General features: G+C 51.3%; 21 protein-coding genes, 1 tRNA gene and 1 pseudogene. 3 read left to right on the top strand and 20 right to left on the bottom strand.

The window, feature by feature from the left end:
- Window positions 1–38: 38 nt before the first annotated feature.
- The 6 genes and pseudogenes from PCH05_RS11220 to PCH05_RS11205 form a co-directional block, all read right to left on the bottom strand.
- Window positions 39–905, bottom strand: coding sequence for a carbohydrate ABC transporter permease (locus tag PCH05_RS11220; protein ID WP_127602475.1), 867 nt, complete (start codon window positions 903–905; stop codon window positions 39–41).
- A 52-nt stretch (window positions 906–957) separates the two neighbouring features.
- On the bottom strand, window positions 958–1887 hold the full coding sequence (locus tag PCH05_RS11215) for a carbohydrate ABC transporter permease (RefSeq protein ID WP_127602529.1): 930 nt from the start codon (window positions 1885–1887) through the stop codon (window positions 958–960).
- Window positions 1888–2058: 171 nt separating this feature from the next.
- Window positions 2059–2208 carry a hypothetical protein gene (locus PCH05_RS27265; protein WP_164766621.1) on the bottom strand — a complete coding sequence of 50 codons (150 nt, stop codon included), beginning with the start codon at window positions 2206–2208 and terminating at the stop codon, window positions 2059–2061.
- Window positions 2209–2255: 47 nt separating this feature from the next.
- On the bottom strand, window positions 2256–2870 hold the full coding sequence (locus tag PCH05_RS27670) for a 4-hydroxyphenylacetate 3-hydroxylase C-terminal domain-containing protein (protein ID WP_246049490.1): 615 nt from the start codon (window positions 2868–2870) through the stop codon (window positions 2256–2258).
- A gap of 81 nt (window positions 2871–2951) precedes the next feature.
- A pseudogene (locus PCH05_RS27665) lies at window positions 2952–3859 on the bottom strand (4-hydroxyphenylacetate 3-hydroxylase N-terminal domain-containing protein); the annotation flags it as partial.
- Window positions 3804–4214: a hypothetical protein gene (locus PCH05_RS11205; RefSeq protein WP_127602474.1), complete on the bottom strand. Its 411-nt coding sequence runs from the start codon at window positions 4212–4214 to the stop codon at window positions 3804–3806. The pseudogene PCH05_RS27665 and the gene PCH05_RS11205, both read right to left, overlap by 56 nt.
- 133 nt (window positions 4215–4347) lie before the next feature.
- Between PCH05_RS11205 and PCH05_RS11200 the strand changes: the two genes are divergently transcribed.
- Together PCH05_RS11200 and PCH05_RS11195 are read left to right on the top strand one after the other, a co-directional pair.
- Complete coding sequence (locus PCH05_RS11200) at window positions 4348–5211, top strand: class I SAM-dependent methyltransferase (protein WP_127602473.1); 864 nt, start codon at window positions 4348–4350, stop codon at window positions 5209–5211.
- An 8-nt stretch (window positions 5212–5219) separates the two neighbouring features.
- Window positions 5220–5939, top strand: a complete 720-nt coding sequence (locus PCH05_RS11195) for an RluA family pseudouridine synthase (RefSeq protein ID WP_127602472.1) — start codon at window positions 5220–5222, stop codon at window positions 5937–5939.
- A gap of 65 nt (window positions 5940–6004) precedes the next feature.
- On the opposite strand, the gene PCH05_RS11190 is transcribed toward PCH05_RS11195, so the two are convergent.
- The 10 genes from PCH05_RS11190 to PCH05_RS11145 form a co-directional block, all read right to left on the bottom strand.
- Window positions 6005–6757 carry an SAM-dependent methyltransferase gene (locus tag PCH05_RS11190; RefSeq protein WP_246049477.1) on the bottom strand — a complete coding sequence of 251 codons (753 nt, stop codon included), beginning with the start codon at window positions 6755–6757 and terminating at the stop codon, window positions 6005–6007.
- A 73-nt stretch (window positions 6758–6830) separates the two neighbouring features.
- Window positions 6831–7487 (bottom strand): bacillithiol biosynthesis deacetylase BshB2, encoded by a 657-nt coding sequence (gene bshB2 / locus PCH05_RS11185; protein WP_127602471.1) that lies wholly within the window; start codon window positions 7485–7487, stop codon window positions 6831–6833.
- 41 nt (window positions 7488–7528) lie between these two features.
- Window positions 7529–7873: a YojF family protein gene (locus PCH05_RS11180; RefSeq protein ID WP_127602470.1), complete on the bottom strand. Its 345-nt coding sequence runs from the start codon at window positions 7871–7873 to the stop codon at window positions 7529–7531.
- 195 nt (window positions 7874–8068) lie between these two features.
- Window positions 8069–9289, bottom strand: a complete 1221-nt coding sequence (locus PCH05_RS11175; protein ID WP_127602469.1) for an MFS transporter — start codon at window positions 9287–9289, stop codon at window positions 8069–8071.
- A 38-nt stretch (window positions 9290–9327) separates the two neighbouring features.
- A complete protein-coding gene (locus PCH05_RS11170; protein WP_127602468.1) occupies window positions 9328–9738 on the bottom strand; it encodes a MarR family winged helix-turn-helix transcriptional regulator in 411 nt (136 codons plus the stop codon).
- 166 nt (window positions 9739–9904) lie between these two features.
- Window positions 9905–12349 carry a DNA gyrase subunit A gene (gyrA, locus tag PCH05_RS11165; protein ID WP_127602467.1) on the bottom strand — a complete coding sequence of 815 codons (2445 nt, stop codon included), beginning with the start codon at window positions 12347–12349 and terminating at the stop codon, window positions 9905–9907.
- An 11-nt stretch (window positions 12350–12360) separates the two neighbouring features.
- Window positions 12361–14346, bottom strand: a complete 1986-nt coding sequence (gene parE, locus PCH05_RS11160; RefSeq protein WP_127602466.1) for a DNA topoisomerase IV subunit B — start codon at window positions 14344–14346, stop codon at window positions 12361–12363.
- An 80-nt stretch (window positions 14347–14426) separates the two neighbouring features.
- Entirely contained in the window at window positions 14427–15416 is a 990-nt protein-coding gene (locus tag PCH05_RS11155) for an ABC transporter permease (protein ID WP_127602465.1), read from the bottom strand.
- Window positions 15409–16383, bottom strand: a complete 975-nt coding sequence (locus PCH05_RS11150) for an ABC transporter ATP-binding protein (protein ID WP_127602527.1) — start codon at window positions 16381–16383, stop codon at window positions 15409–15411. The genes PCH05_RS11155 and PCH05_RS11150 overlap by 8 nt, the downstream gene beginning before the upstream one ends.
- A gap of 32 nt (window positions 16384–16415) precedes the next feature.
- Window positions 16416–17261 carry a GDSL-type esterase/lipase family protein gene (locus tag PCH05_RS11145; protein WP_127602464.1) on the bottom strand — a complete coding sequence of 282 codons (846 nt, stop codon included), beginning with the start codon at window positions 17259–17261 and terminating at the stop codon, window positions 16416–16418.
- Between the two features lie 259 nt (window positions 17262–17520).
- Here PCH05_RS11145 and PCH05_RS11140 point away from each other — a divergent pair.
- A tRNA-Lys gene (locus tag PCH05_RS11140) sits at window positions 17521–17593 on the top strand.
- A 130-nt stretch (window positions 17594–17723) separates the two neighbouring features.
- On the opposite strand, the gene PCH05_RS11135 is transcribed toward PCH05_RS11140, so the two are convergent.
- The 4 genes from PCH05_RS11135 to PCH05_RS11120 all read right to left on the bottom strand — a co-directional run bounded on the left by PCH05_RS11135 (window position 17724) and on the right by PCH05_RS11120 (window position 22432).
- Entirely contained in the window at window positions 17724–18500 is a 777-nt protein-coding gene (locus tag PCH05_RS11135; protein WP_127602463.1) for a CAP domain-containing protein, read from the bottom strand.
- 194 nt (window positions 18501–18694) lie between these two features.
- The gene (gene mglC, locus PCH05_RS11130) at window positions 18695–19723 is read right to left on the bottom strand and encodes a galactose/methyl galactoside ABC transporter permease MglC (RefSeq protein WP_127602462.1); all 1029 of its coding nucleotides are present in this window, start codon (window positions 19721–19723) and stop codon (window positions 18695–18697) included.
- A 22-nt stretch (window positions 19724–19745) separates the two neighbouring features.
- Window positions 19746–21257 (bottom strand): sugar ABC transporter ATP-binding protein, encoded by a 1512-nt coding sequence (locus PCH05_RS11125; protein ID WP_127602461.1) that lies wholly within the window; start codon window positions 21255–21257, stop codon window positions 19746–19748.
- Between the two features lie 119 nt (window positions 21258–21376).
- Window positions 21377–22432: a galactose ABC transporter substrate-binding protein gene (locus PCH05_RS11120; RefSeq protein WP_127602460.1), complete on the bottom strand. Its 1056-nt coding sequence runs from the start codon at window positions 22430–22432 to the stop codon at window positions 21377–21379.
- Window positions 22433–22576 lie beyond the last annotated feature (144 nt).

Here is a 22576-nt window from a genome sequence, read left to right as displayed (position 1 = left end):
CGGTCCCACCTCCGGTAGACGCAAGATGCAGACGCTGCCTACTGCTTGATTCCCGACAAAGCAATGCTTTCAATGATGTAACGCTGCAGGAACATATATACGACAACGACCGGTATCAAGCTTACAGTCGTAGCAGCCATGATAATGGAAGGCTGTTTGTCGATGCCATTGTTGTAGGTGAACATCGCCAGGCCAATCTGGATCGTATACTTGGTCGCTTTTTTCAGAATCAGCAGCGGCCACAGCATATCGTTCCATACGCCGAGAAACAACAGGATAACCATGGTGGCGATAATCGGCGTACACAGCGGCAGATACACCCGGCTGAACACGGACAATTCCTTGGCTCCATCCAGGATCGCCGCCTCCCTGAGCGTGGTGGGAAGCTGATCGAAGAATGCTTTCGCCAGGAAGGTACCGAACGCATAATTGAGGGCGGGCAGATAAAACGCCAAATAGTTGTCGACGAGGCCGAGCTTGCTGAACAGCAAATACTGAGGGATCATCGTCATTTCGAAAGGGATCATCATGGTGCTGAGCGCAAGTAAAAGAACAATATTCGATCCCTTAAACCGGAGCTTCGATAGAGCATATCCCGACAACAGCGCCGACAGGGCACTGATGATGATAACCCCTGCGCTCACGACGATCGAATTGCTAATATACCTGAACATCTTGATGCTGGTAAATGCCGCTTCAAAGGTTTTGACGGAAGGCTCTTCCGGCCACAGCCTCGGCGGGAAATTGATATGAAGACGGGCTGCCCAGTCAAAGCTCGTAACCAGCATCCACAGAAACGGGACGATCATGACGAAGGATCCCAGAAACAGAACGATTGTCAAAATCCATTGATTCAGCGATATTTTTTTGCGTCGCTGCGTTAGCTTGATCTCCGCGGTGTCCATCCTAACCGACCTCCTAACTAGGTTGATAATGCCTTAACCGCTAAATGTCCATTCAATCAAAGCTGTCCTTACGGCGGTTCAAGAGCATCAGTAATGCAGTGAGAACGAAAATGATGATGAACAAAAGATACGAGGCCGCGGTCGCCATTCCCATCTGCGAGGCCAGGAAGGCATTGCGGTAAATATAGAGGACCACGGTCATCAGGCTTCCTCCCGGATTGCCTGCCGTCCCCCCGATCAGCCAGACATCAGTGAACCGCTTCATGCCGCCGATCGTACCCATAATGAGCATGAAGACGAAAATCGGACGCAGGTAGGGGATCGTGATATACAGCCATTTACGATAGGTCCCCGCACCGTCCACCTCAGCTGCTTCGTACAGGTCACGGGGAACACTCTGCAATCCGGCCAGGAAAATGATCGTATTGTATCCAAGCGCCCCCCATAAGCTCATCAGAACGATGCTGTATCTGGATACCTCCGGATTCGTAAACCAGCCCACCGGTTCGATGCCGAACAGGCCGATGACGAAATTCAGAAGCCCTTCCTTCGAAGGAAAAAACAGAAACGAAAACAGAAGCGTCGTTGCAACGCCGGAGACGACGTTTGGCAGAAAAAAAACAGCCTTGAAAAAATTTTTCCCCATCGTCCAATTCAGATTGTTGATCAGGCTCGCCAGCACAAACGATAAAATAATGCCGAGCAGCACAGACCAAATCCCGATAAAAAACGTGTTTGTAAGCGCTTGCCAAAATAAGGAATCTTGCAGCACGTAATCATAATTGCTGAACCCCACCCATTTACCGCCGACAGACAGCCCCGAGGTCTGATGAAAGCTCATGATCAGAGCGGCGATCATCGGGTATATGGCGAATGCGAGCACCCCAATGATCAATGGCGCGCTGAACAGGTAACCCATCCAGTCGTTCCGGGTGAATCTCTTTTTCCGCTTGATGACTTCCGGGGATGTATCCGTTTTCATTTTTGCGTTGAATACCAAGCTGTTTTCCTCCTTCCGACTGCTTCTCAAAAGTTTCAGAAGATAACGCCAGAATCCTGTGGAGCATTTGTACCATTTGTATGTAGCGTGGAACAGAATATGTCCACTTTTTTAGCGACAAGAAAAAGAGAGCCCTTCGGCTCTCCTTCTCCGTTACTGCTTTGGCTTATCATGATTTACCGCTAGCGTGATGATCATCACCACAAGCGTCAGCAGCGCGATCAATTGGTCGATTGTCATATCCGTCCGCCTCCCAGACAAGCAGGATGGCTCTTTCGGACGGCCCCTCGACTCCCATGTCATGCCGACTTGCGTTTCCCCGATCTATATCTATTCACGCAGCCAGAAGATTATTCGACTTGTTCGCCCAAAAACGCTTTGACTTTATTCATATACATTTCTTTGTCCGTATACGCGTGATGGAGCCGATTGACAACCACCGAGGTGTCCCCGAAAAAGAATCGCTCGTACAGCGTTTGTCTGCCTCCGAATCCGCTGGAGCTGAGCTCCCAGGCCAGACGGAACAAAGCGGTTTTGGATGCAGCGTTGACGCCGCTGCCCCGCAGATACTTATCGAGATCCGGCCTCGACGGACCCCCGAAATCCCGCTTGGAAGGAATCATGATGATATTGCTGCCGCCCAGGAGCTGAATGATTTCCATCATTCTAGGATAAATTTTCGGAAAGATCACGTTTGAGGTCCATAATGGCTTCCGATCCGGCAGCATGCTTCCGAAACGGTCCAAGCTCGCGCCTTCCTCCGAAGCGATCAATAGGGATTTCAGCGTTTCGAGGTGAACGATAACTTCCGTTACCTTCTCGATGGTGGCAGGCAAAGTGCTTTTATCCAGCGCCTCCGCCATATACAAAATGACCCCGAGGGTAAACTCCAGCTTGGATATATATCTGCACAGGACCTGATGGCCGCAGTGCACATGAAAACCGCTCTCGGAAAATAAGCGCATCGACAGACGGTCATCGCCGTGAATGAACACACGATCCCACGGCACCAGAACACGGTCAAAAATGACCAGCGTATCCATCTCGTCAAAGCGCGAGCTCAGCGGGTAATCGTAGCCTGAATCGCCGCCAACCAAGGTTTCGCGGCAGATCCAGCGGATCCCCGGCAGATTGTTTGGAACGGCAAAAGCAAACGTTCTCGGGTTGTTCTCCTCCGGCATATAAAATGACGCGGGCGGATATACCAAAACCTCATCCGTGGTCACGCCCTGCGTCGCCAGCAAAAAGGCACCCGTGACGATCATGCCGTCTTCATTCTCCTCCACAATGCTTGCTGCGCAGGATTCTATGCTTCCGTCATCGAGCAGCTCATCGTAACGGCTGGCATGGGGCTGCACGAACGCATGGGACAGCGAGATGTCGTTTTCCCGGCAATATTCATAATACTTCCGCAAATTGTCTGCAAATCGCGGATCCTTCTCTTCCAGGATTTCTGACGCTGCAAAAAAAGCCATTAAACCCGTGTTCATATAATCCGGCGAACGCCCCAGCAGTCCATGATGCTTTTCCCCCCAGAGCATCATCATCTGTCTGCGCTTTCGCAGATCCTCCACCGTTTTCGGCTGTAAAAAGGACAACCCGACGGGATCGCCGGTTGTAGGGAAACATAGGTCATCCGTTCCTTCAAATCGGGGTGAAGCTGCATATCATAAAGCTCTGCCTGAACAGACATCAGTCCCCGAAAAGCAGAATGATCCGAAAGCCTCCCATCGATCTGTTCTCCACGAAACCAAACGCTGGGTTTGGCAAGATTAATTCGGTCCAAGAACTGCTTTCCGTTTTTTGCCGGCACAGGCGAGGCCCCCTTTGAATGAATAGTTAACCATATTCTATTCAGGCTATTGCTGATCAGGAAGGGCCACGCGCCCAATTGTTGCCTACACTCTTTCCGCGCTGAGCTTTTCCTCCATCGATAAAAAGGATTGAAATTCATATACAAATGCGCCGTTATCAGCCACCTTTAGACGCAAATATCCCTTTCGCCGCAAATCCTCCAGCGCCTCGCTCGATTGTTCCATATTTAAAGATGTGCATAAGGCTACATCCGCTGCGGTAAGCAGGTTTTTCCGGTTGGCCGCCAATTTCAGAATCTCCTTCTCCATATGCGCACTTGCCCTTTTCCGATCACGTTTGTCAAGCATGAAGCCATAGGTGGCGGGCAAAACAGCGAAAAGCAATATTCCAAAAAGATCCCATACCCCGTATTTGAGCGCCGCATATCCGTACAAAAGGGCGCCGACCGCACCGCAGCCAACGAGCGTTTTCGGTAAGAGCCGTCTGCTATTCATTTTCTCGCGCTCCTTTCTCGAACATCTTTCATGCAATAACATTACCCCAGATCACGCTAAGAAGTGCATTGTTACCGCCAAATGTTGTACAATATAAGCTAATCGAAAAATAGCACAGAAGGATGGAATGTACATGTATGTAGCTCGTGATTGGCAGGATTACGAATTGATCGATACGGGGAACGGCGAGAAGCTGGAACGCTGGGGAGACGTCATTCTCCGCAGACCCGATCCGCAGATCATATGGCCAATTGAAAAAGAAAACGGCATGTGGCGTGAAGTGCACGCCCACTATCATAGAAGCTCCTCCGGCGGCGGGCAATGGGACATGAAAAAAAGTCTTCCGGACCGCTGGTCCATATCCTATGATCAACTTAAATTCCATATCCGGCCAACCAACTTCAAGCATACCGGGCTGTTTCCGGAACAGGCGGCCAACTGGCGCTGGATGATGGACAAGATTTCGGCGGCAAAGCGGCCGATCAAAGTGCTTAACCTGTTCGCTTATACAGGCGGAGCAACCGTAGCGGCTGCTTATGCCGGTGCGGAGGTCGTCCACGTCGACGCAGCCAAGGGCATGGTCCAGTGGGCCAAGGAAAATCTGCAGCTGACAGGTATCGGCGATCATCCGGTGCGCTTTATTACCGATGACGTATTCAAATTCGTGCAGCGGGAGCAGCGCAGAGGTAATCACTACGATGCGATCATTATGGATCCGCCTTCTTACGGACGCGGTCCAGGCGGAGAAATGTGGAAGCTTGAGACGAGCCTGTATCCATTCGTCGAAAGCTGCATGAGCATCTTGTCCGAGCAGCCGCTGTTTATGCTGATTAATTCCTATACGACCGGAATTTCGCCGACCGTTCTTCATAATATTCTCTCCATGACGGCTGGACGCCGCTTTGGCGGGCAAATTTCCTGCGGAGAGCTTGGACTTCCGATTACGGCATCGGGACTTCATCTGCCTTGCGGAATTTTGGGACGCTGGGAGTCTTAGGGAACAAGATGAGTCAAGAACATCTTTCCCAAATTCCGATTTTATATGAAGACAACCATCTGCTGGGGATCGTAAAACCGGTCAACATCCCCACCCAGGCGGATGTCAGCGGCGATCCCGATCTGCTGTCCCTGCTCAAGGATGACATCAAGGTGCGCTTTAACAAACCGGGTAACGTGTATCTCGGTTTGGTGCACAGGCTGGACCGCCCGGTTGGCGGCGCGATGATTTTCGCCAAGACCTCCAAAGCAGCATCCCGCTTATCCGAAGCGGTACGCAGCCGCAGCTTCCGTAAAGTCTATGCGGCAGTTGTGCACGGACAAATGCCTGCCCCTCGCGGGACTTTGAGAGACATGTTGTTGAAAGATCCGAAGACTAATACGGTCTCGGTTGTCAAAAAAGGCGCTCCTGGAGCAAAGGAAGCCGTCCTGGACTATGAAGTTCTCGGTACGACCGGCGCTTTCAGCCTGATTCGCGTCGAACTGCACACTGGACGCTCCCATCAGATCCGTGTGCAGATGAATCAGGCCGGATGCCCTTTATACGGGGATCAGAAATACGGAAGCCGCGTCAACAAACCCGGACAACAAATCGCTTTATGGTCTGTGATCGCAAGCTTCCCGCATCCCGTGACCAAAGAAGACGTAAAGCTCGTCTCCCTTCCACCGGCTGAACATCCGTGGAGCCTTTGGAACGAAGCGATATATAACCGATTAAAGTCAGAGTAACCATTGGATATAAGCACAAAAAAGCCGGGGCAGTGTACAACTGCTCCGGCTTTTTTACATGAACGTCATCTCTTTTGAAGAATCAGGACTTGGTTGGCATTTTTTTGAAAATGATAGGGCACCTGTTTGATCTCAGCTGCGAAGCCCTGTGCGGAAGCAAGGGCAATCAAGCTCTCTACCAGAACCGGACTTCTGCCGGTTTGATCGACAAGCGGAAAGATCCGAAGCTCCCTCCTCGTCACCCGCAGCAGTTCGCGAAGCGTTAACCGATGAAATTCTTCACTTAACCTGTCGGCGTACGTGAACAGGAAATGCGCTGATAAGGTTAAATCGAATAGTCCATCCTCAAACGGAAGCGAGGGCAGCGTGACCGGAACATACCGCTCCGGGTGAAGCCGCATATCCTCGTGGCAAGCTTCAAGCGCCTTCAGACGTTCGGCACGCAAATCCTCTACGAATTGAAATTCGCTCCAAATGTAGCGGTGTTTCTCGGCTTCGACATGCTCCATGGCGTGAACCACATCCTGTAGCCCCTTCTCATACAGCTTCTCCGCGTCATGATAATAGGCAATATCCGCCGATGTCACCTGGCTGCCTAGCTGATGCGCGGCCGCCGTAAACGAACATGCCCCACTTGGGCAATCCAGAATGCGCAGTCCAGCTATATCCTGGGCCTCCAGAGCGAACATGCGTATGTATTCATCGAACGTCCTTCCGATGAATACGATTCGCTCCAGTCTGCCCTCGTCATCACCAGCTGCATTCCTGTCGAGCCTTACACTTTTGGCTAACGATCCACTTTCCTCTGCTCTGCTCATCTCTTCTCAGCTCACCTTTCGATTTCGATTTCTCTTCTACGCTAACATCATGTTTACGTACAGAGATCGTAACTTATTCGAAATGATACGTCCAGAATCTTTCCTGACTGAAACGGCTTTTGACCTGCTCGTCATTCTCGCTATAGCTGCCGAGCATATCCTTCCAGCGGAACTGCGAGCTATGGGCTTTAATCGATCCGAATTTGTTCGGTAGGAAATCGCGGATATCCACCGTTACGTCAGGTTTGCCCAGTATTTTCTCGCAGCCCTTGGAGAACGCAACGCAGTTGACGACGGGGCGTTGTCCCTTCGGCATGGCCGCTACCGTGCGAATCACCGCTGCACCTGTAGCGTCATGGTCCGGATGTACGCTGTAACCCGGATAGAATGTGATGATCAATGACGGCTTGACTTCGTCGATCAAATCGCGAATCATCCCGTCCAGCATGCCCTGATCCTCGAATTCTATCGTTTTATCATGAAGGCCCATCATCCGCACGTCCTGAATACCGATGGAACGCGCCGACTCCGCCAGCTCCTGCTTCCGAAGCTCGGGTAGGGTAATCCGGTTCGCCATCAGCGGCTTGCCCATATTGCGGGCCATTTCTCCCAGCGTCAGGCAGGCGTACGTCACTCTTGCCCCTTCATGTATTCGTTTGGCCAGCGTCCCGGAAGTTCCAAAAGATTCATCGTCCGGATGCGGAAAAACGACCAGTATATGATTCTCCATATCTCTGTTCACCCTTTCTCTGTTTATGCATGGCATACCGTTTAGAACGGTTCTTTACTTAACTGCAGAGCCACGACAAGCTTGCCGTCGCTGTCATGTCCTGCCATAACGAGGCGTTCCGTTTCCGTTTCGTCAAAATGAGTCAAGCCTTGGGAATATACCCAGCCCTGCTCCATCTTGAGACCAACCCGGTATGGGCCAAAGCCTGCAATCGTCCCCCGGTTGTAGCGGACGACACCATTTTTAATGAATGTCGAGGCCGTAAATTTGGATTCATCCTCATGCGACGCATATGCGCCGGTCGTCATTTCCAGATGTATATAAAGATCCTGGTCCTGTAATTTGTCGAGAAGCTCCTGTACCATCTGCGGGTTAATCAGCTGCATCCTCAATCCCTCCGTTTCCATGACGTCTGTCTAACTCTATATCCTTGCTTTAAACTGCAACATATTTAATTATAATTCAAAGCATGACATTTTCACAAACCGCATTTCGCATATTCTGATCGAATATTTGAATAAGGGTGCCTTTCAAGCCAAAAAGGCTGCCCAAAGGCAGCCTTTTATCACGATCTCTAGACGTCAATCCGTTAATTCCTTTCCTTTCGTCTCGGTACCAAGCAGCAGTACACCAATCGCGCCAATCAGGATGATGACGAAGAACATGATGAATATCGTACTGATCTCAATATGACGCTGGACCATATAACCAACCAGAAACGGAGCGATCACGCCTCCGATTCTGCCTACCGAAGTCGCCAGGCCAACGCCGGTCGATCGGACCGAGGTTGGATACAGCTCCGGTGTATACGCATAGAGCCCACCCCATGCCCCCAGGTTGAAGAAGGACAAGCAGATGCCTGCAGCGATTAACATCCCTGCGGAATCCGCAGTCCCGAACCAGGCGGCGCTGGCAGCGGTCAGAACCAAATAGGTGATCATCACGAATTTCCTTCCGAACTTTTCGATACAATAGGCGGCCGTAAAATAACCCGGCAGCTGCGCTATCGTCATGATCAGCACGTACTCGAAGCTCTTAATCATACTGAAGCCTTTCATCGTCATCACCGAGGGAAGCCAGAGAAACATGCCGTAGTAAGAAAACACAACGGTAAACCAAAGAATCCACAGCATGATCGTGGTCCGGCGATGTTTGCTGGTCCAAATGGATCCCAGCTTCGCCGCAAAGGACCGGGAGGCTACCTGCCGCCGGTTGCTTTGATACAGCGGGGAATCGTCTATGGCACGGCGCAAATACAGCGCATAGAACGCAGGTAACGCCCCGATTACGAATGCAATCTGCCAGCCATAGGTCGGAATCAAAAAGTAAGAGATCAGCGCTGCGGCCAGCCAGCCGCCGGCCCAAAAGCTTTCCAGAAGGACGACCGCACGGCCGCGCTCACTCGCAGGCATGCTCTCGGAAACGAGCGTGGACGCGACAGGGAGCTCTCCTCCCAGGCCGATGCCTGTAATGAACCGGAGCAGGCACAGCACCCAAAAGCTCGAGGCGAGGGCGGATAAACCGCTGGCCACGGAGAAAATCAATAAGGTCCACAACAGTACCTTCTTGCGACCGAAACGGTCAGCCAAATATCCCGCGGCGGCTGCGCCGAACACCATGCCTACCGAGTTCATGCTGGTCAATATGCCCACCTGCTGAGGGGATAGCTTCCACTCCAACGTCAGCGCGGTCACGATAAACGATATAATTCCTACGTCCATTGCATCAAAGAGCCAGCTCAATCCGGCGCTGAACAGCAATTTTCTTTGTTTCGGATTTTTTAAGAGTGCTGCATTGTTCATCTGGTTGACTTCCTCTACACATTTATTCTTCGAGCCTGTTAAGGCGCTACGGTTATTTTGCCCAATAAATAGATCAATAGCTGCTGATTATGTGCGGAAATACGGGAGAGAATCCCGGCAAGAAAGGCGTCGCGGATTTGCACGCCGCGTGCAGCCTCCTGGCGGCCCTTCTCTGAGATGGACACCCAGACGATCCGGCGGTCGCTTCCGTCGCGCTCTCGCGTAATCAGCCCGTTCTTCTCCATCCGATCCAGCAGCATCGTCACCGCGGCCGGACTGGTTGCAAGCAGCGGTGTCAGCTCGGACGGCTTCATGCGCTCCTGTTCTCCAAGCACCTCCAGCACGGCAAGCTGCGCTTCGGTGAGTGCCGGAGCGAGTTCATTCTCCATATGTATCTTGTAATCTTTGCTCAATCTTGACCATATTTTCGCAAATTCGGAAGTCTGCACCCGGATTACCTTCCTTTCCCAAGCAATCTTTTACAGGATTAACTTTCGCGCAATTTCGCTTCAATTCCTTCCTTCATCTTAAATTTTTTTAAGAAAAAGGCATCCCCGCCCGCAGCGGGCGAAGACACCTTTTTCTAAGGATCGAGCACTGTTTTGACAGCATTCATCAGGATGATTCCGGATGAACCAGCAAAGACGTAATTTCGTCTTTTTTCTCTAAGTGAACGAGCAGCTTTCCTGTCGATTTGCGCTCCGTGATCGGAGCCTGTTCCGAACTGAAGGAGTAGCTCAGACCATCCCTCGTAACCGCCGTAATCGTAAACGGTTCCCGGCAGTAGAAAGCGCCTGCGATCCGATTGCCGTTCGGTTTCACGCGTTTGCCTTCCTTGAATTCAAAATTGGCAAGCCCTTTGCCTCCGCGGCTTTGCGGCTGGTAGTCCGCCAGCAGGGAGCGTTTGCCGTATCCAAGATCGGTAATGGTCAGAATTTCACCTTCATCTTCCTCCACCCACAAAGCGGAAACGACTTCGTCTCCGTCGCGGAGCTGGATTCCCTTCACACCGCCGGAGACACGGCCCATTGCATTCACGTCGCTCTCCCGGAAGCGGATGCTCATGCCGTCCTTGCTGACCAGCAAAATATCCTTTGTGTTATCGCTGAGCGTTACGGATATGATTTCATCGTCCGAACCGACCTTGCAAGCCGCTACCGCGCTGGACCTGTTCGTCATATATTCTTTCAGCTCCGTGCGCTTTACTTGTCCTTTTTTCGTGACAAAAACGAGCGAACGGTCCGGTTCCTCAAAATTATTCACCGGAACAACGCCTACGATCACATCTTCTTTGGAAAGATGAATGACGTTGACGATCGCCGTCCCCGGATCCTTCCACTTGAATTCCGGTATCTGGTGTACCGGCAGCAGGAAGTATTGACCCTTTTGCGTGAAGATCAGCAAGTTGTCGAGCGTATTGATCTCCAGAATTCTCGAGATGTAATCGCCCTCCTTGACCCCTGATCCGCCACGTTCTCCGCCCGACCGTGTAAAGGACAGCATGCTGGTTCGCTTAATGTATCCCTCATTTGACAGCGTGACGAGCACATCTTCCGAGCTCACCATCACTTCCAGGTTCACCTTCAGCTCCTCGACCTCGCCTTGAATGGAGCATCTGCGGTCAAAGCCGTATTTATCACGGATTTCCAGCAATTCTTTACGAATGATTCCGATCAGCTTCTTATCGCTCTCCAGAATGGAACGGTACGTGTCGATTCTTTTCAGGAGCTCGTCCAGCTCCTTCTGCAGCGTCGTGATCTCAAGATTCGTCAGCCGGTACAACTGCAAGGTGAGAATCGAATCTGCCTGGCGTTCGGTAAAGCCGAACATCCATTGCAGATTGTTTTGGGCGTCCTGACGGTTCTTGGATGCCTTGATGGCCGCGATGACCTCATCCAGAATGTTCAGCGCTTTGACCAATCCTTCGAGCACATGGGCGCGGTCTTCAGCCTTCTCCAGCTCGTAACGGGTACGGTTGCTCACCACTTCACGCTGATGCTCGATGTAAGCCTCCAGCATGGCTTTCAGTCCGAGCTGCTGCGGTGCTTTGTTGACGATGGATACCATGTTGAAGTTGTAGGTGACCTGAAGATCCGTCTTTTTAAGCAGATAGGCCAGAATGCCCTGCGCATCCGCCTCCTTCTTGATCTCCACGACGATCCGCAGGCCTTCGCGTCCGCTTTCGTCGCGAACCTCGGCGATGCCTTCGATCTTCTTCTCCAGTCGAATGTTCTCCATCTGGGTCACGAGGCGGGATTTGACGACCTGATACGGAATTTCCGTCACGACGATCTGCTGCTTTCCGCCGCGCAAAAATTCGATGTCCGCCTTGGAGCGTACATAGATGCGCCCTTTCCCGGTACGATAAGCCTCTTTGATCCCTTCTTCGCCCATAATAAGGCCGCCTGTCGGGAAGTCAGGACCTTTAATGAAGGTCATGATTTCTTCCAAATCGATTTCCGGCTTCTGCATGACGGCGACGCAAGCGTCGATAACCTCGCGCAAATTATGCGGAGGGATCTCCGTCGCAAAGCCAGCCGAAATCCCGCTGACCCCATTCACCAGCAGGTTCGGATACCGTGCAGGAAGCACAACCGGCTCCTTTGCCGTGTTATCGAAGTTATCTTTGAATTGAACCGTGCGCTTGTCGATATCGCGCAGCATTTCCATCGCGATCGAGGACAGTCTTGCCTCGGTATAACGCATCGCTGCCGGCGGATCATCGTCAATCGAACCCCAGTTGCCATGTCCCTGGACGAGCTCATGCCCCATTTTCCACGGCTGCGCCATACGGACCATACCGTCATAAATGGACGAATCGCCGTGCGGATGATAATTACCCATTACATCACCGACGGTTTTGGCCGATTTACGGTAGCCCTTATCCGGCGTATTGCCAGATTCGTACATGGCGTACAGAATCCGGCGCTGCACCGGCTTCAGCCCGTCACGAACATCGGGGATGGCCCGGTCTTGAATAATATATTTGGAATACCGGCCAAAGCGGTCACCGACGACCTCTTCCAAAAAAGCCGGCAGAAACTGTTCTGATAAACTCATGGATTCACCTTCTATTCCTCGAACTCTCTAAAGTCGACGTTCTCCACGATCCAGCGCTTACGCGGGTCGATCTTGTCGCCCATCAGCGTGGATACTCGGCGTTCGGCCTTCGCCGCATCCTCAATTTGTACCTGCAGCAGCGTGCGCGTTTCGGGATTCATGGTCGTCTCCCAGAGCTGTTCGGGATTCATTTCGCCAAGACCTTTGTAGCGCTGCAGCTCGTAATTTTTGCCGAACTCCTTGAGATAGTTCTGCAGCTGTTCATCGCTGTATGCATACCGAACCGTCTCGAGTTTTCCTGATTTGCGGGTGATTTTGTATAATGGCGGCTGGGCAATGTATACACGGCCCTGATCGATAAGCGGCTTCATGTAACGATAGAAGAAGGTCAGCAGAAGCACCTGAATATGGGCACCGTCCGTATCGGCATCCGTCATAATAATGATTTTGGAGTAATTGCTGTCTTCGATTTCAAACTCCGTTCCGATGCCCGCTCCAATCGCATTGATGATAATGCGGTACTCTTCGTTTTTCATAATATCGGCGAGCTTGGCTTTCTCCGGATTCAGCGGTTTTCCCTTCAGGGGCAAAATCGCCTGAATTTTGGAATCACGGCCTTGCTTGGCCGAGCCGCCGGCAGAGTTTCCTTCGACGACAAACAGCTCGGTGCGGGTAAAGTCTTTGGACTGGGCCGGACTCAGCTTACCGCCGAGGCTTGCGCTTTCGCTCCGTTTTTTGCCGCTGCGCATATCATCGCGGGCCTTGCGGGCCGCTTCCCGCGCCTTGGAGGCCTGGATCGCCTTTTTGATCAGCGTTTGGGCGACCTGCGGGTTTTCCTCGAGGAAAATCTGCATTTTCTCCGAAACGATCGCGTCCACGGTACTGCGTGCGGAAGCGCTGCCCAGCTGATCCTTCGTCTGCCCGACAAACTCGACTTCGGCCATTTTGACGCTGATTACCGCCATCATGCCTTCGCGCAGATCATTGCCCTCCAGGTTTTTATCCTTTTCCTTCAGCATGTGGTTTTTCCGTGCATAATCATTCATGATGCGTGTGTATGCCGTCTTAAAACCAGTCTCATGCGTTCCCCCGCCCCGGGTAGGGATCGAGTTGACGAAAGAAGCGAGCGTTTCGGTATACCCTGCGTTATACTGCAGCGCCACCTCTACCTCCACATCTTCCTTTTCACCGTAAAAATGAATAACATCATGCAGAACATCCTTACCTTCGTTCAAGAACTCCACGAATTGGCTGGCTCCGCCTTCATAATAAAATTCGTCCATATTGTCCGAACGCTCGTCCTTGAGCACGATCCGGAGTCCGGAATTCAGGAAGGCAATCTCCTGAAGACGCTCGGCCAGCGTGTCGTAATTGAACTGAATGCCTGCATGGAACACCCGGACATCGGGCTTGAATGTCACCTTCGTCCCGGTTTTATTCGTATTCCCAAGAACCTCAAGACCTGTTACCGGCTCGCCGACATGCTCTTTCCCGTTCTTGTCCTGCCAGTATTCGAAGCGCTGCCGGTGAATTTTACCTTCACGGTAAATCTCAACTTCCAGCCATTCGGACAGTGCATTCGTTACCGAAGCACCTACGCCGTGAAGTCCGCCGGATTTCTTATATCCGCTTCCGCCGAATTTGCCGCCTGCGTGCAGGATGGTGAAAACCACCTGCGGCGTGGGTATCCCTGTCTTATGCATTCCCGTTGGAATGCCTCGTCCATTATCAACGACGGTTATCGAGCCGTCTTTGTGTAAAGTAATATCAATTCTCGTGCAGTATTTGGCCAAATGTTCATCGACGGCATTATCCACGATTTCCCATACCAGATGATGAAGCCCTGATGAACTTGTGCTGCCAATATACATACCTGGCCGTTTGCGAACCGCAACCAGGCCTTCGAGCACTTGAATGTCGTCAGCATCGTATCCGGTATGGCCTTTATTGCCGCCGCCCTGTGATGACTCTGCAAACATATCGATCTGCTCGACCATTCATGCTCCCCCTTTGTGCTTCTTTATGTAGGATCTTTAATCCTAAAATGCAAACAGATGTTTTGTTATCCTTGTCCATTTTAATTCAAGATATCCCTTTTCGTAAAGACAAGGAATGAGATAATAAGCGCGGCAACAGCCCAAACGGACAAAACCGCCAGTGAAAACGACAAATTCATCCCCTCGATCGGAGCAGGCGTTCCGGACAAATAGTCCGTCAGCTCCAGGTTGACCATGAACAAATATTTGGCGCTGCTCCAAGCCGAAGCCATATTGGTCAAAATCGTTCCCGCGATCAGCGCAGCCATCATGACGACGATGCTCGCCGCCGTACTGCGTACCAATACCGAAACCATGAAAGCCAGCGATGCGATGGTCAGGCTTACGAACCAGATCAAGCCGCCCTGCATAAGCAGGTACTTCCACTGCGGAACAGCATGCACGGCAGAAAGATCGACGTCGGAGCCTGTAATCTGGAAGCCCGTAAATACCGGCATATCAAACCCTTTATATCCAAAAACCGCGCCGGATACGACGTAGGTAATGATAAAAGCCGACACGACGATCAGCGAAGAAAACATGAACAGCGTCACCAGCTTGCTGAGCAGCACCTTCCACCTTTTGACTGGCCGGGTCAGCAGCATTTTGATCGTGCCGCTCGTGCGCTCCCCAGATACAATATCGGATGCGATCGCCATAATTAACAGCGGAATGAACAAAGTAATGGAATTTGCCATAAACTCGCGGGTAAAGGTCACGCCGTTCGGCTCATTCGGATTGACGTCATGATCCAGATAATATTGAAGCTGCTGCACGAAAATTTTCCGGTATTTCTTCCATTCATCCGGTACCCTGTCGCTGCCGAGCGAATTCTCATTATCGGTGATTTGCTGTTGAACTTCAAGCCGCCAATCCCCATGGAACTTTTCGCGGGTACGTTCGGCGGAACGCATCTGTGCATATGTGAAAATCGGCACCAGCACCAGCAAAATCAACAAAATGACATAAAATCGTTTTTTCTTAATGATTTTGATCGTTTCATTCTTGATCAGGGGCAGCAGGTTAATCAATGCTCTCACCCTCCGTCATCTTGAGGAACAGCTGTTCCAAAGTCGGATTTATTTGATGGACGCCTTGAACAGCGACTCCCGATGCCACAAGGTGCTTAACCGCTGCGGAAATATCTTCTTCCTCCATGCGCGTAACAATCGCGTCCGGTCCCATGCCGGCGATGATCGCGTCATCCAAAATGGCATCCGCCTGTTCGATGACGTCAATCCCTTGGCCTGCGAGCAGCCTTCTTCCTGTTTCGGCAGGTTCAAGCTCCCAGATGACATATTTGGCGTTCGCCGCAACCAGCTCTTCAACCTGGCCAACCGCCAAAACCCTGCCGCGGCTAATGATCGCCACCCGGTCGCACAGCAGCTGGATTTCGCTGAGCAGATGGCTGGATACGAAGACCGCGAGTCCGCCATCGGCCAGCTCCCGGATGAACTGACGCAGCTCTTTGATCCCCTTTGGATCAAGGCCGTTTGTCGGTTCATCCAGGATCAGCAGCTTCGGTCTGCCGAGTAAGGCCTGCGCTATGCCAAGACGCTGCCGCATCCCGAGAGAGTAGGTTCTCACCTTATCGTGAATCCGCTGATCAAGCCGGACGATATCGACGACTTCCTGGATTCGCCGTTTATCGATTCCCGGCTGCATGCGGGCAAAATGCTCCAGATTCTCCCATCCCGTAAGATAGCTGTAAACCTCGGGATTTTCCACGATCGAACCGACATAACGCAGGGCTTGTTCCTGCTGCCTGTTCACGTCAAAGCCGCACACTTGAATCATGCCGCTGCTGGGCTTGATTAAGTCCACGAGCATACGGATCGTCGTCGTCTTGCCGGCCCCGTTCGGTCCGAGGAATCCGAAGATTTCACCTTCGCGGACGTCAAACGTCACGTCTTCGATGATCCATTTTCTTCCGATTTTCTTTTTGACATGCTCGACGGATAAAACGACTTGTTCCTTTCGGTCCAGGTTGTTCGCCATATTCACCTATTGTCTCTCCTTTCGCCATCCTTCTATCGGATCCCTTGTACAATGCGTTCGGCGATCTGCTGATATCCGTCTCCATTCGGATGAAAATGGTCCGAAGACAAATATTTGTCCAGATTATGCTGGAAAAGATCAAAGGTCGGAACCAGCGACATGCTGCTGTATTTATTGATGGTCTGCAGGGCCGATTGATTCCAGCTCGCGACAGCCTGATTTCCCGGGATCTTTAGTTCCTCGATATCGCCGAACGGATTATACAATCCGACATAAACAATCCACGCCTCAGGATTGATGGCACGGATGCGTTCCAAAATCGCTTTCAGCTGCGTCGACGCCTTAGGCAAGCCCTTTAAGAGGTCTTTAGGATCCAGTTCCGTGCCCGTACCGGGATTGGAAGTACCTGATATGCCCTTTGTCGCGAGATCGGCCCCCTGGAACAAATCATTGCCACCGATCGATAACAAGATCACATCCGCCTGTCCAAGAACATATTGTGTCCCTTTCTCCTCAAGCTTCGGCAATAGTCCCGTGGTGGTGAGACCGTTAATGCCCAGATTATTCAGGAGCGTCGCTTTTCTGCCCGAATCCTTTGCCAGCTCACTCACCGTTCTGCGCGCAAATCCCATACCCGAGTTATCCCCGGTGCCTTTGGCAAGCGAGTCGCCAATCACGGCGATCTTCAGGTCCTTTTTAGCTTCCGGACTCTTCGCTCCCGTGCTTTCTTGCGGCGTCGCCGAAGGAGACGATTGTTCTGCAGCCGCTTTCGGGTTTTGGATATCTTTTATCGCGTACACAAAACCGGCAAGCAGCAGGACCGTAGCCAAGACGGAAACGATGCTCACCACCCGCCAAATCCATTTCGATGAATTCAAACCGATCCCTCCAGTCCTTTCCTGATGGCTTCTCCTATTTTATCCGCCAGATACATATGTACATAAACATAAAACTTCTATGTAAAATTTGCAAATTCGACGAGCGATCCGCATGACACTGCCGTCAAATCCGTGAAATCAACCTGTTTCGGCCGGTAAACCATGATATCCTTCATGAATTAAATATTTTTCTGAATTTTCCGTGAACAGGTGGATTATTCAGAGAAACAAGCGTATAATAATCCTTGTTAACAGATCGGGGTTATTAGCTTAGCTGGTAGAGCAGCCGACTCTTAATCGGCAGGTCGCAGGTTCGACCCCTGCATAACCCATCATGTTTAAGTAAACCGGGCGATTCTCCGCTCGGTTTTTTTGTGCCGTAAATTGCGTCAGCCGCCTCATACAAAGAAGCCTGTCCCTTTGTTTAATCGGGACAGGCTTACTACTGGTTTCATATAAAAATTAGTTCGCGATAAACTCTTGCACCCAATATCCGTTGTAGTAAGCTACACCAATGGTCGTGTAGTTGCTGTTCAGAATATTCGCGCGGTGGCCTGAACTATTCATCCATGCGGTCATAACATCAGCAGGTGTCTTTTGGCCTTTTGCGATATTTTCACCGGCATAGCTGTATGAAATACCGTATTTCTTCATCATATCAAACGGAGAACCGTATGTTGGCGAGTTATGATCGAAATAATTGTTGTTGTTCATGTCTTTCGCCTTATCCATAGCCATTCCCGAAAGTTTCGTGTTCTCGGTCAGTGCTTTCAGCCCTGCTTTGGCACGTTCCTGGTTCACAAGCTTGATCACTTCCGCAGCGTAGCTGGACTGCGTTGTGTTGCCCGTAGACGGGTTGGAAGTTTCTGGCTTCGACGTTTCCGGTTTCGAAGTCTCTGGCTTCGATGTTTCCGGTTTCGATGTCTCAGGTTTGGACGTTTCCGAAGTTTCAGGCTTCGAAGTTTCAGGCTTCGACGTACCTGGGTTCGTTACTTGTCCCGATCCAGGGAATTGAATTTGATATTTAAAGATATCAGCACCGCCATTGTTTTGCAGCCATTTTTGCAGATAGGCTTGCAAATCCTGCAGGCTTTGAAAGCTTTGCAGATTGCTTTGTGTTGGGGCCGCGTTTTGCTGCGCGGATGCCGCCGAGGCTGGACCGGCTCCCATCAGACCTACTGCAAGGACTGCTGCACATGCCGTGCTAATCAATGTCTTCATCACTTTTTTGTTTTTCATGGATACATCTCCTTCTTGTGGTGTTCAACCAGAATGGATAAGCTCCGGTTACAAAGTTGTCATCTCTTACTCAAACAGTGTAACACATTTGTTTCCTTTGGGGAGGCCACAAATAATGGAATTCATTTTCCATATTCATCAAACACGAATAGACCGCAACCTTTAGGCTGCGGCCTTCCGTCTCATGTGTTGCTTTATTTTTTGGCAGCGTACTTGCGCATATCGAATGCAACTGCCGCAACGATGATCAAGCCTTTGACGATCAGCTGCCAATAAGGGCTGATGCCGATAAACGTCAAGCCATAGTTGATGATCGTAAATATCAGAACGCCGACCATGACTCCCGGCACCGTACCGATTCCGCCTGTCGTGGAAACGCCGCCGACAACGCACGCCGCGATCGCATCGAGCTCGTACATATTTCCGTAGTTGTTCGTGGCTCCGCCCGTTCTGGAGGCCTCGAGTACGCCCGCCAGACCATATAAAGCGCCTGCAATCATATAGATATAAATGAGGTACTTGGCAACATTGATGCCGGAAACTTTGGCCGCCTGCACGTTGCCGCCGATGGCGTACATGTTTTTGCCAAGTTTCGTATAGTTGAAGATGACCCACACGATGAATGCGACGAAAATGGCAATCAGGACGATGTAAGGCACGGAATATTGCCCTGATCCGATCGATCCGGAGCCGATATGGGTAAAATCCTTCCGCAAGCCGCCGATCGGCTGCGAATTATTCGGATCCATATCAAAGTACATCGAATTCAAGCCATACACGGCAACCATCGTTCCCAGCGTCGCGATAAACGGCGGCACATGCAATTTGGCAACGACGATCCCGTTGATTAAACCGCATAGCAAGCCCACGATAATGGCCAGCACGATGGGGATAAACAATTGAAGCTGTGGCAAATCCGGAAAGAAACGATTCGCATAGGTTGCCGTTTGCAGCATGGACGCTGATACGACGGCCGTCAAGCCCACGATCCGACCGGCGGACAAGTCCGTGCCGGCCGTAATTAATATAAAAGCTACGCCCAGCGCAATGATCGCCCGGGTGGAGGATTGTATTAAAATATTGCGCAGCGAATCGATCGATAAAAATGACGGATTATAAATCGTAATCCCGACGACCAGCAGCACCAGAACGATATAAATCGCATACTGGGACGTAAAGCCCTTCACTCTGCCGCTGCTACCGAGTTTGTTTAGGTTCAGCATGAGTTCTCCTCCTTTGATGTCCTTAATGCTGTGCAGCCAGCCGCATAATTTCCTCTTCCGAAGCGGCGTCACCTTCCAAAATTCCGGTGAGGCGACCTTCGGACATGACCATAATTCTGTCGGACATGCCGATCAGCTCGGGCATCTCGGAAGAGATCATAATGATGGACTTGCCCTGCTTAGCCAGATCCTTGATGATGGTGTAGATTTCGAACTTCGCGCCGACGTCAATACCGCGCGTCGGTTCGTCGAGCAAAAGTATTTCCGGCTCGGTCAGCAGCCACCTGGCCAAAAGCACCTTCTGCTGATTCCCTCCCGACAGATTCATAATGAGGGTGTTAGAGGTAGGCGTTTTGGTGCGGAGCTTCGCGACCATGATATCCGCTTCTTTTCTTTTCTTCCGGCTGTCCAGAAACAGCAGTAACTTGCGGTATCGGCTTAGGTTCGCGATCGATGCGTTTTCATGCACGGGCAGCACCGGAAATATCCCCGTAACCCGCCGCTCTTCGGTCAAAAGCGCCATCCCCTGCTTGATAGCATCCTCGGGGGTCCTTATCTTCACCTCTTTGCCATGGATCCTGATGTGTCCGGATGCGATGCCACGGAGTCCGAACAACGCTTCGATCAGTTCGGTTCGCTGGGCTCCGACGAGACCGCCGATCCCCAGAATTTCACCCTTCCGGAGTTCAAACGAAATATCCTTAAAAGATTTGGGCAGCAGCGATGTGATTCCCTTCACTTCCAGCAGCACGTCTCCGGGAACATTTTCGCGGTCCGGAAAACGCTGCGTCAGATCGCGTCCGACCATTTTGGAAATGATAAGGTCCGTTGTCAGCTCCGCCGCCGGCCAGGTACCAATTTTTTGCCCGTCGCGCATGATCGTAACCTCGTCGCTGATCTGCAAAATCTCTTCCATTTTGTGCGAAATATAAATGATGGCCACGCCGCGCTTCTTTAAATCCCGGATGATCCGGAACAAATGCTCCACCTCGACGCTGGTGAGCGAAGAGGTCGGCTCATCCATAATGATCACCTTGGACTGGAAAGATACCGCTTTGGCGATTTCGATCGACTGCACCTTGGATACCGACAGTTTGCCCACAAGGGTATCCGGCCTTAATTCGATGTCCAGGTCCTTGAAGAGCTTCTCGGTGTCCCTGTACATTTTATTATGATTAATGAACTGGATCGGACCTAGGCCAACCGTAGGAAACCGTCCCAGCCAAATATTTTCCATGACATTGCGGAACGGCACGGGGTGCAGCTCCTGATGAATCATGGATATGCCGTAGTTCAGCGCATCCTTGGAATTATGGATTTGTGCCTTCTGTCCATCCAGCAAAATCTCGCCCCCATCCGGGGAGTAGATTCCATACAAGCATTTCATCAAGGTTGATTTGCCGGCCCCGTTCTCCCCCATGAGGGCATGAACCGTTCCCGGCCGAACCTTGAATGTCACATCATCCAGCGCTTTCACGCCCGGGAATTCCTTGGAAATCCCGTTCATTTCCAATACGTATTCGTTTTGAGCCATAGATTTCCGCTCCCTGCTCCTCATCCCCACCGCTTGGAGGGGCGGCCGGTTCGGCCGCCGCTTCCGGCAGGATGGTTATTTATGTTGACGCGCGGGTCTTTTAAATCCGTTTCTTCTCTTTATTTGGCGTCGTTAATGTTGTCTTTGGTAATTTTTTTGTACGGAATCCATACATATTGGTTATCTGTGATATCGAACCCGATATTGTCTTTGGAAGGCGTGTCGCCTTTCGCCAGCACGGAGGCCAGGAGAACAGAGGCTTTGCCCTGGTTGTTGGCATCGTTCAGTACCGTTCCGAGCAGCGTTCCTTCTTGCAATGCTTCAAGCGCTGGAGCTGTTGCGTCAACGCCCACGACCGGCATTGTTTTGCCATCTTTGAAATACCCGGCTGCTTTCAAAGCCTCGATCGCGCCGAGCGCCATATCGTCGTTATTCGCCAGCACCGCTTCGATTTTATCGCCATGCGCACCGAGGAACGCCGCCATTTTCTCTTGGCCTTTGACGCGGTCCCACATCGCGGTGTCTTCCTCGACCTTTTCCACTTTAATGCCGGCTTTCTCAATCGCCTCAATGGAATACTTCGTACGCAGTTCGGCATCCTGATGTCCAGGCTCGCCCTTCAGCATCACGTACTGCAGCACGCCGTCATGATTCTTGTCCGCTTCCGGATGCGCTTTCCAGTAATCGGCGATCAGTTCGCCGGACATCGTGCCGGATTCTTCGGCTTTCGCGCCGACGTAATACACTTTATCCCACTTCTTCATGTCTTCCGGCAGCGGTTCGCGGTTCAGGAAAACGACCGGAATGTTCGCCGTTTGAGCCTTGTCGATAATGACGCCTGCAGCCGTGCGGTCAACCGGGTTGATGACGAGAGCATTCGTTTTCTTGGAGATGAACAGATCAACCTTATCGTTTTGTGTCGGCTGTGAGTTCTGGCTGTCAACGATGTCTACTTTCGCTTTACCTTCAGCGTTTGCCTTGATGGCGTTGCGCACGCCAGTCATGAAGGTGTCGTCAAACTTATAAATGGCTACGCCAACGGATGGCTCCTTGCCGCTGTCAGAGCTTTTGCTGCCGCCGTCGCCTGATGCGCTTTTATCACTGCCACTGGAGCAGCCTGCCATCACCGTTCCGAGCAGAGCACCTGCTAGCAATACGGAAGTTATCTTTTTCATCGTAATCGTGACCTCCTGATTATCTACTGGTTTGTCGCATCCCCTGGATACGTTTTCATTATGCTGGATCGAAGCCCGGATTCGAATATAAAATTCTCATGTGTTCTATTAAAATTCTCATGCCTTGAAAATACTGTACTCCTG

Source organism: Paenibacillus chibensis, assembly GCF_004001045.1.
GTDB classification, from domain to species: Bacteria; Bacillota; Bacilli; order Paenibacillales; family Paenibacillaceae; genus Paenibacillus_AQ; species Paenibacillus_AQ chibensis.
This window is presented reverse-complemented; position numbering and strand designations above follow the sequence as displayed.

Excerpts from the sequence above, each read along its gene's own strand:
- PCH05_RS11220 (WP_127602475.1), bottom strand. The coding sequence starts at position 905 with ATGGACACCGCGGAGATCAAGCTAACGCAGCGACGCAAAAAAATATCG.
- PCH05_RS11215 (WP_127602529.1), bottom strand. The coding sequence starts at position 1,887 with ATGAAAACGGATACATCCCCGGAAGTCATCAAGCGGAAAAAGAGATTC.
- PCH05_RS27265 (WP_164766621.1), bottom strand. The coding sequence starts at position 2,208 with ATGACATGGGAGTCGAGGGGCCGTCCGAAAGAGCCATCCTGCTTGTCT.
- PCH05_RS27670 (WP_246049490.1), bottom strand. The coding sequence starts at position 2,870 with ATGCGCTTATTTTCCGAGAGCGGTTTTCATGTGCACTGCGGCCATCAG.
- PCH05_RS11205 (WP_127602474.1), bottom strand. The coding sequence starts at position 4,214 with ATGAATAGCAGACGGCTCTTACCGAAAACGCTCGTTGGCTGCGGTGCG.
- PCH05_RS11200 (WP_127602473.1), top strand. The coding sequence starts at position 4,348 with ATGTATGTAGCTCGTGATTGGCAGGATTACGAATTGATCGATACGGGG.
- PCH05_RS11195 (WP_127602472.1), top strand. The coding sequence starts at position 5,220 with ATGAGTCAAGAACATCTTTCCCAAATTCCGATTTTATATGAAGACAAC.
- PCH05_RS11190 (WP_246049477.1), bottom strand. The coding sequence starts at position 6,757 with ATGAGCAGAGCAGAGGAAAGTGGATCGTTAGCCAAAAGTGTAAGGCTC.
- bshB2 (WP_127602471.1), bottom strand. The coding sequence starts at position 7,487 with ATGGAGAATCATATACTGGTCGTTTTTCCGCATCCGGACGATGAATCT.
- PCH05_RS11180 (WP_127602470.1), bottom strand. The coding sequence starts at position 7,873 with ATGCAGCTGATTAACCCGCAGATGGTACAGGAGCTTCTCGACAAATTA.
- PCH05_RS11175 (WP_127602469.1), bottom strand. The coding sequence starts at position 9,289 with ATGAACAATGCAGCACTCTTAAAAAATCCGAAACAAAGAAAATTGCTG.
- gyrA (WP_127602467.1), bottom strand. The coding sequence starts at position 12,349 with ATGAGTTTATCAGAACAGTTTCTGCCGGCTTTTTTGGAAGAGGTCGTC.
- parE (WP_127602466.1), bottom strand. The coding sequence starts at position 14,346 with ATGGTCGAGCAGATCGATATGTTTGCAGAGTCATCACAGGGCGGCGGC.
- PCH05_RS11150 (WP_127602527.1), bottom strand. The coding sequence starts at position 16,383 with ATGGCGAACAACCTGGACCGAAAGGAACAAGTCGTTTTATCCGTCGAG.
- PCH05_RS11135 (WP_127602463.1), bottom strand. The coding sequence starts at position 18,500 with ATGAAAAACAAAAAAGTGATGAAGACATTGATTAGCACGGCATGTGCA.
- mglC (WP_127602462.1), bottom strand. The coding sequence starts at position 19,723 with ATGCTGAACCTAAACAAACTCGGTAGCAGCGGCAGAGTGAAGGGCTTT.
- PCH05_RS11125 (WP_127602461.1), bottom strand. The coding sequence starts at position 21,257 with ATGGCTCAAAACGAATACGTATTGGAAATGAACGGGATTTCCAAGGAA.
- PCH05_RS11120 (WP_127602460.1), bottom strand. The coding sequence starts at position 22,432 with ATGAAAAAGATAACTTCCGTATTGCTAGCAGGTGCTCTGCTCGGAACG.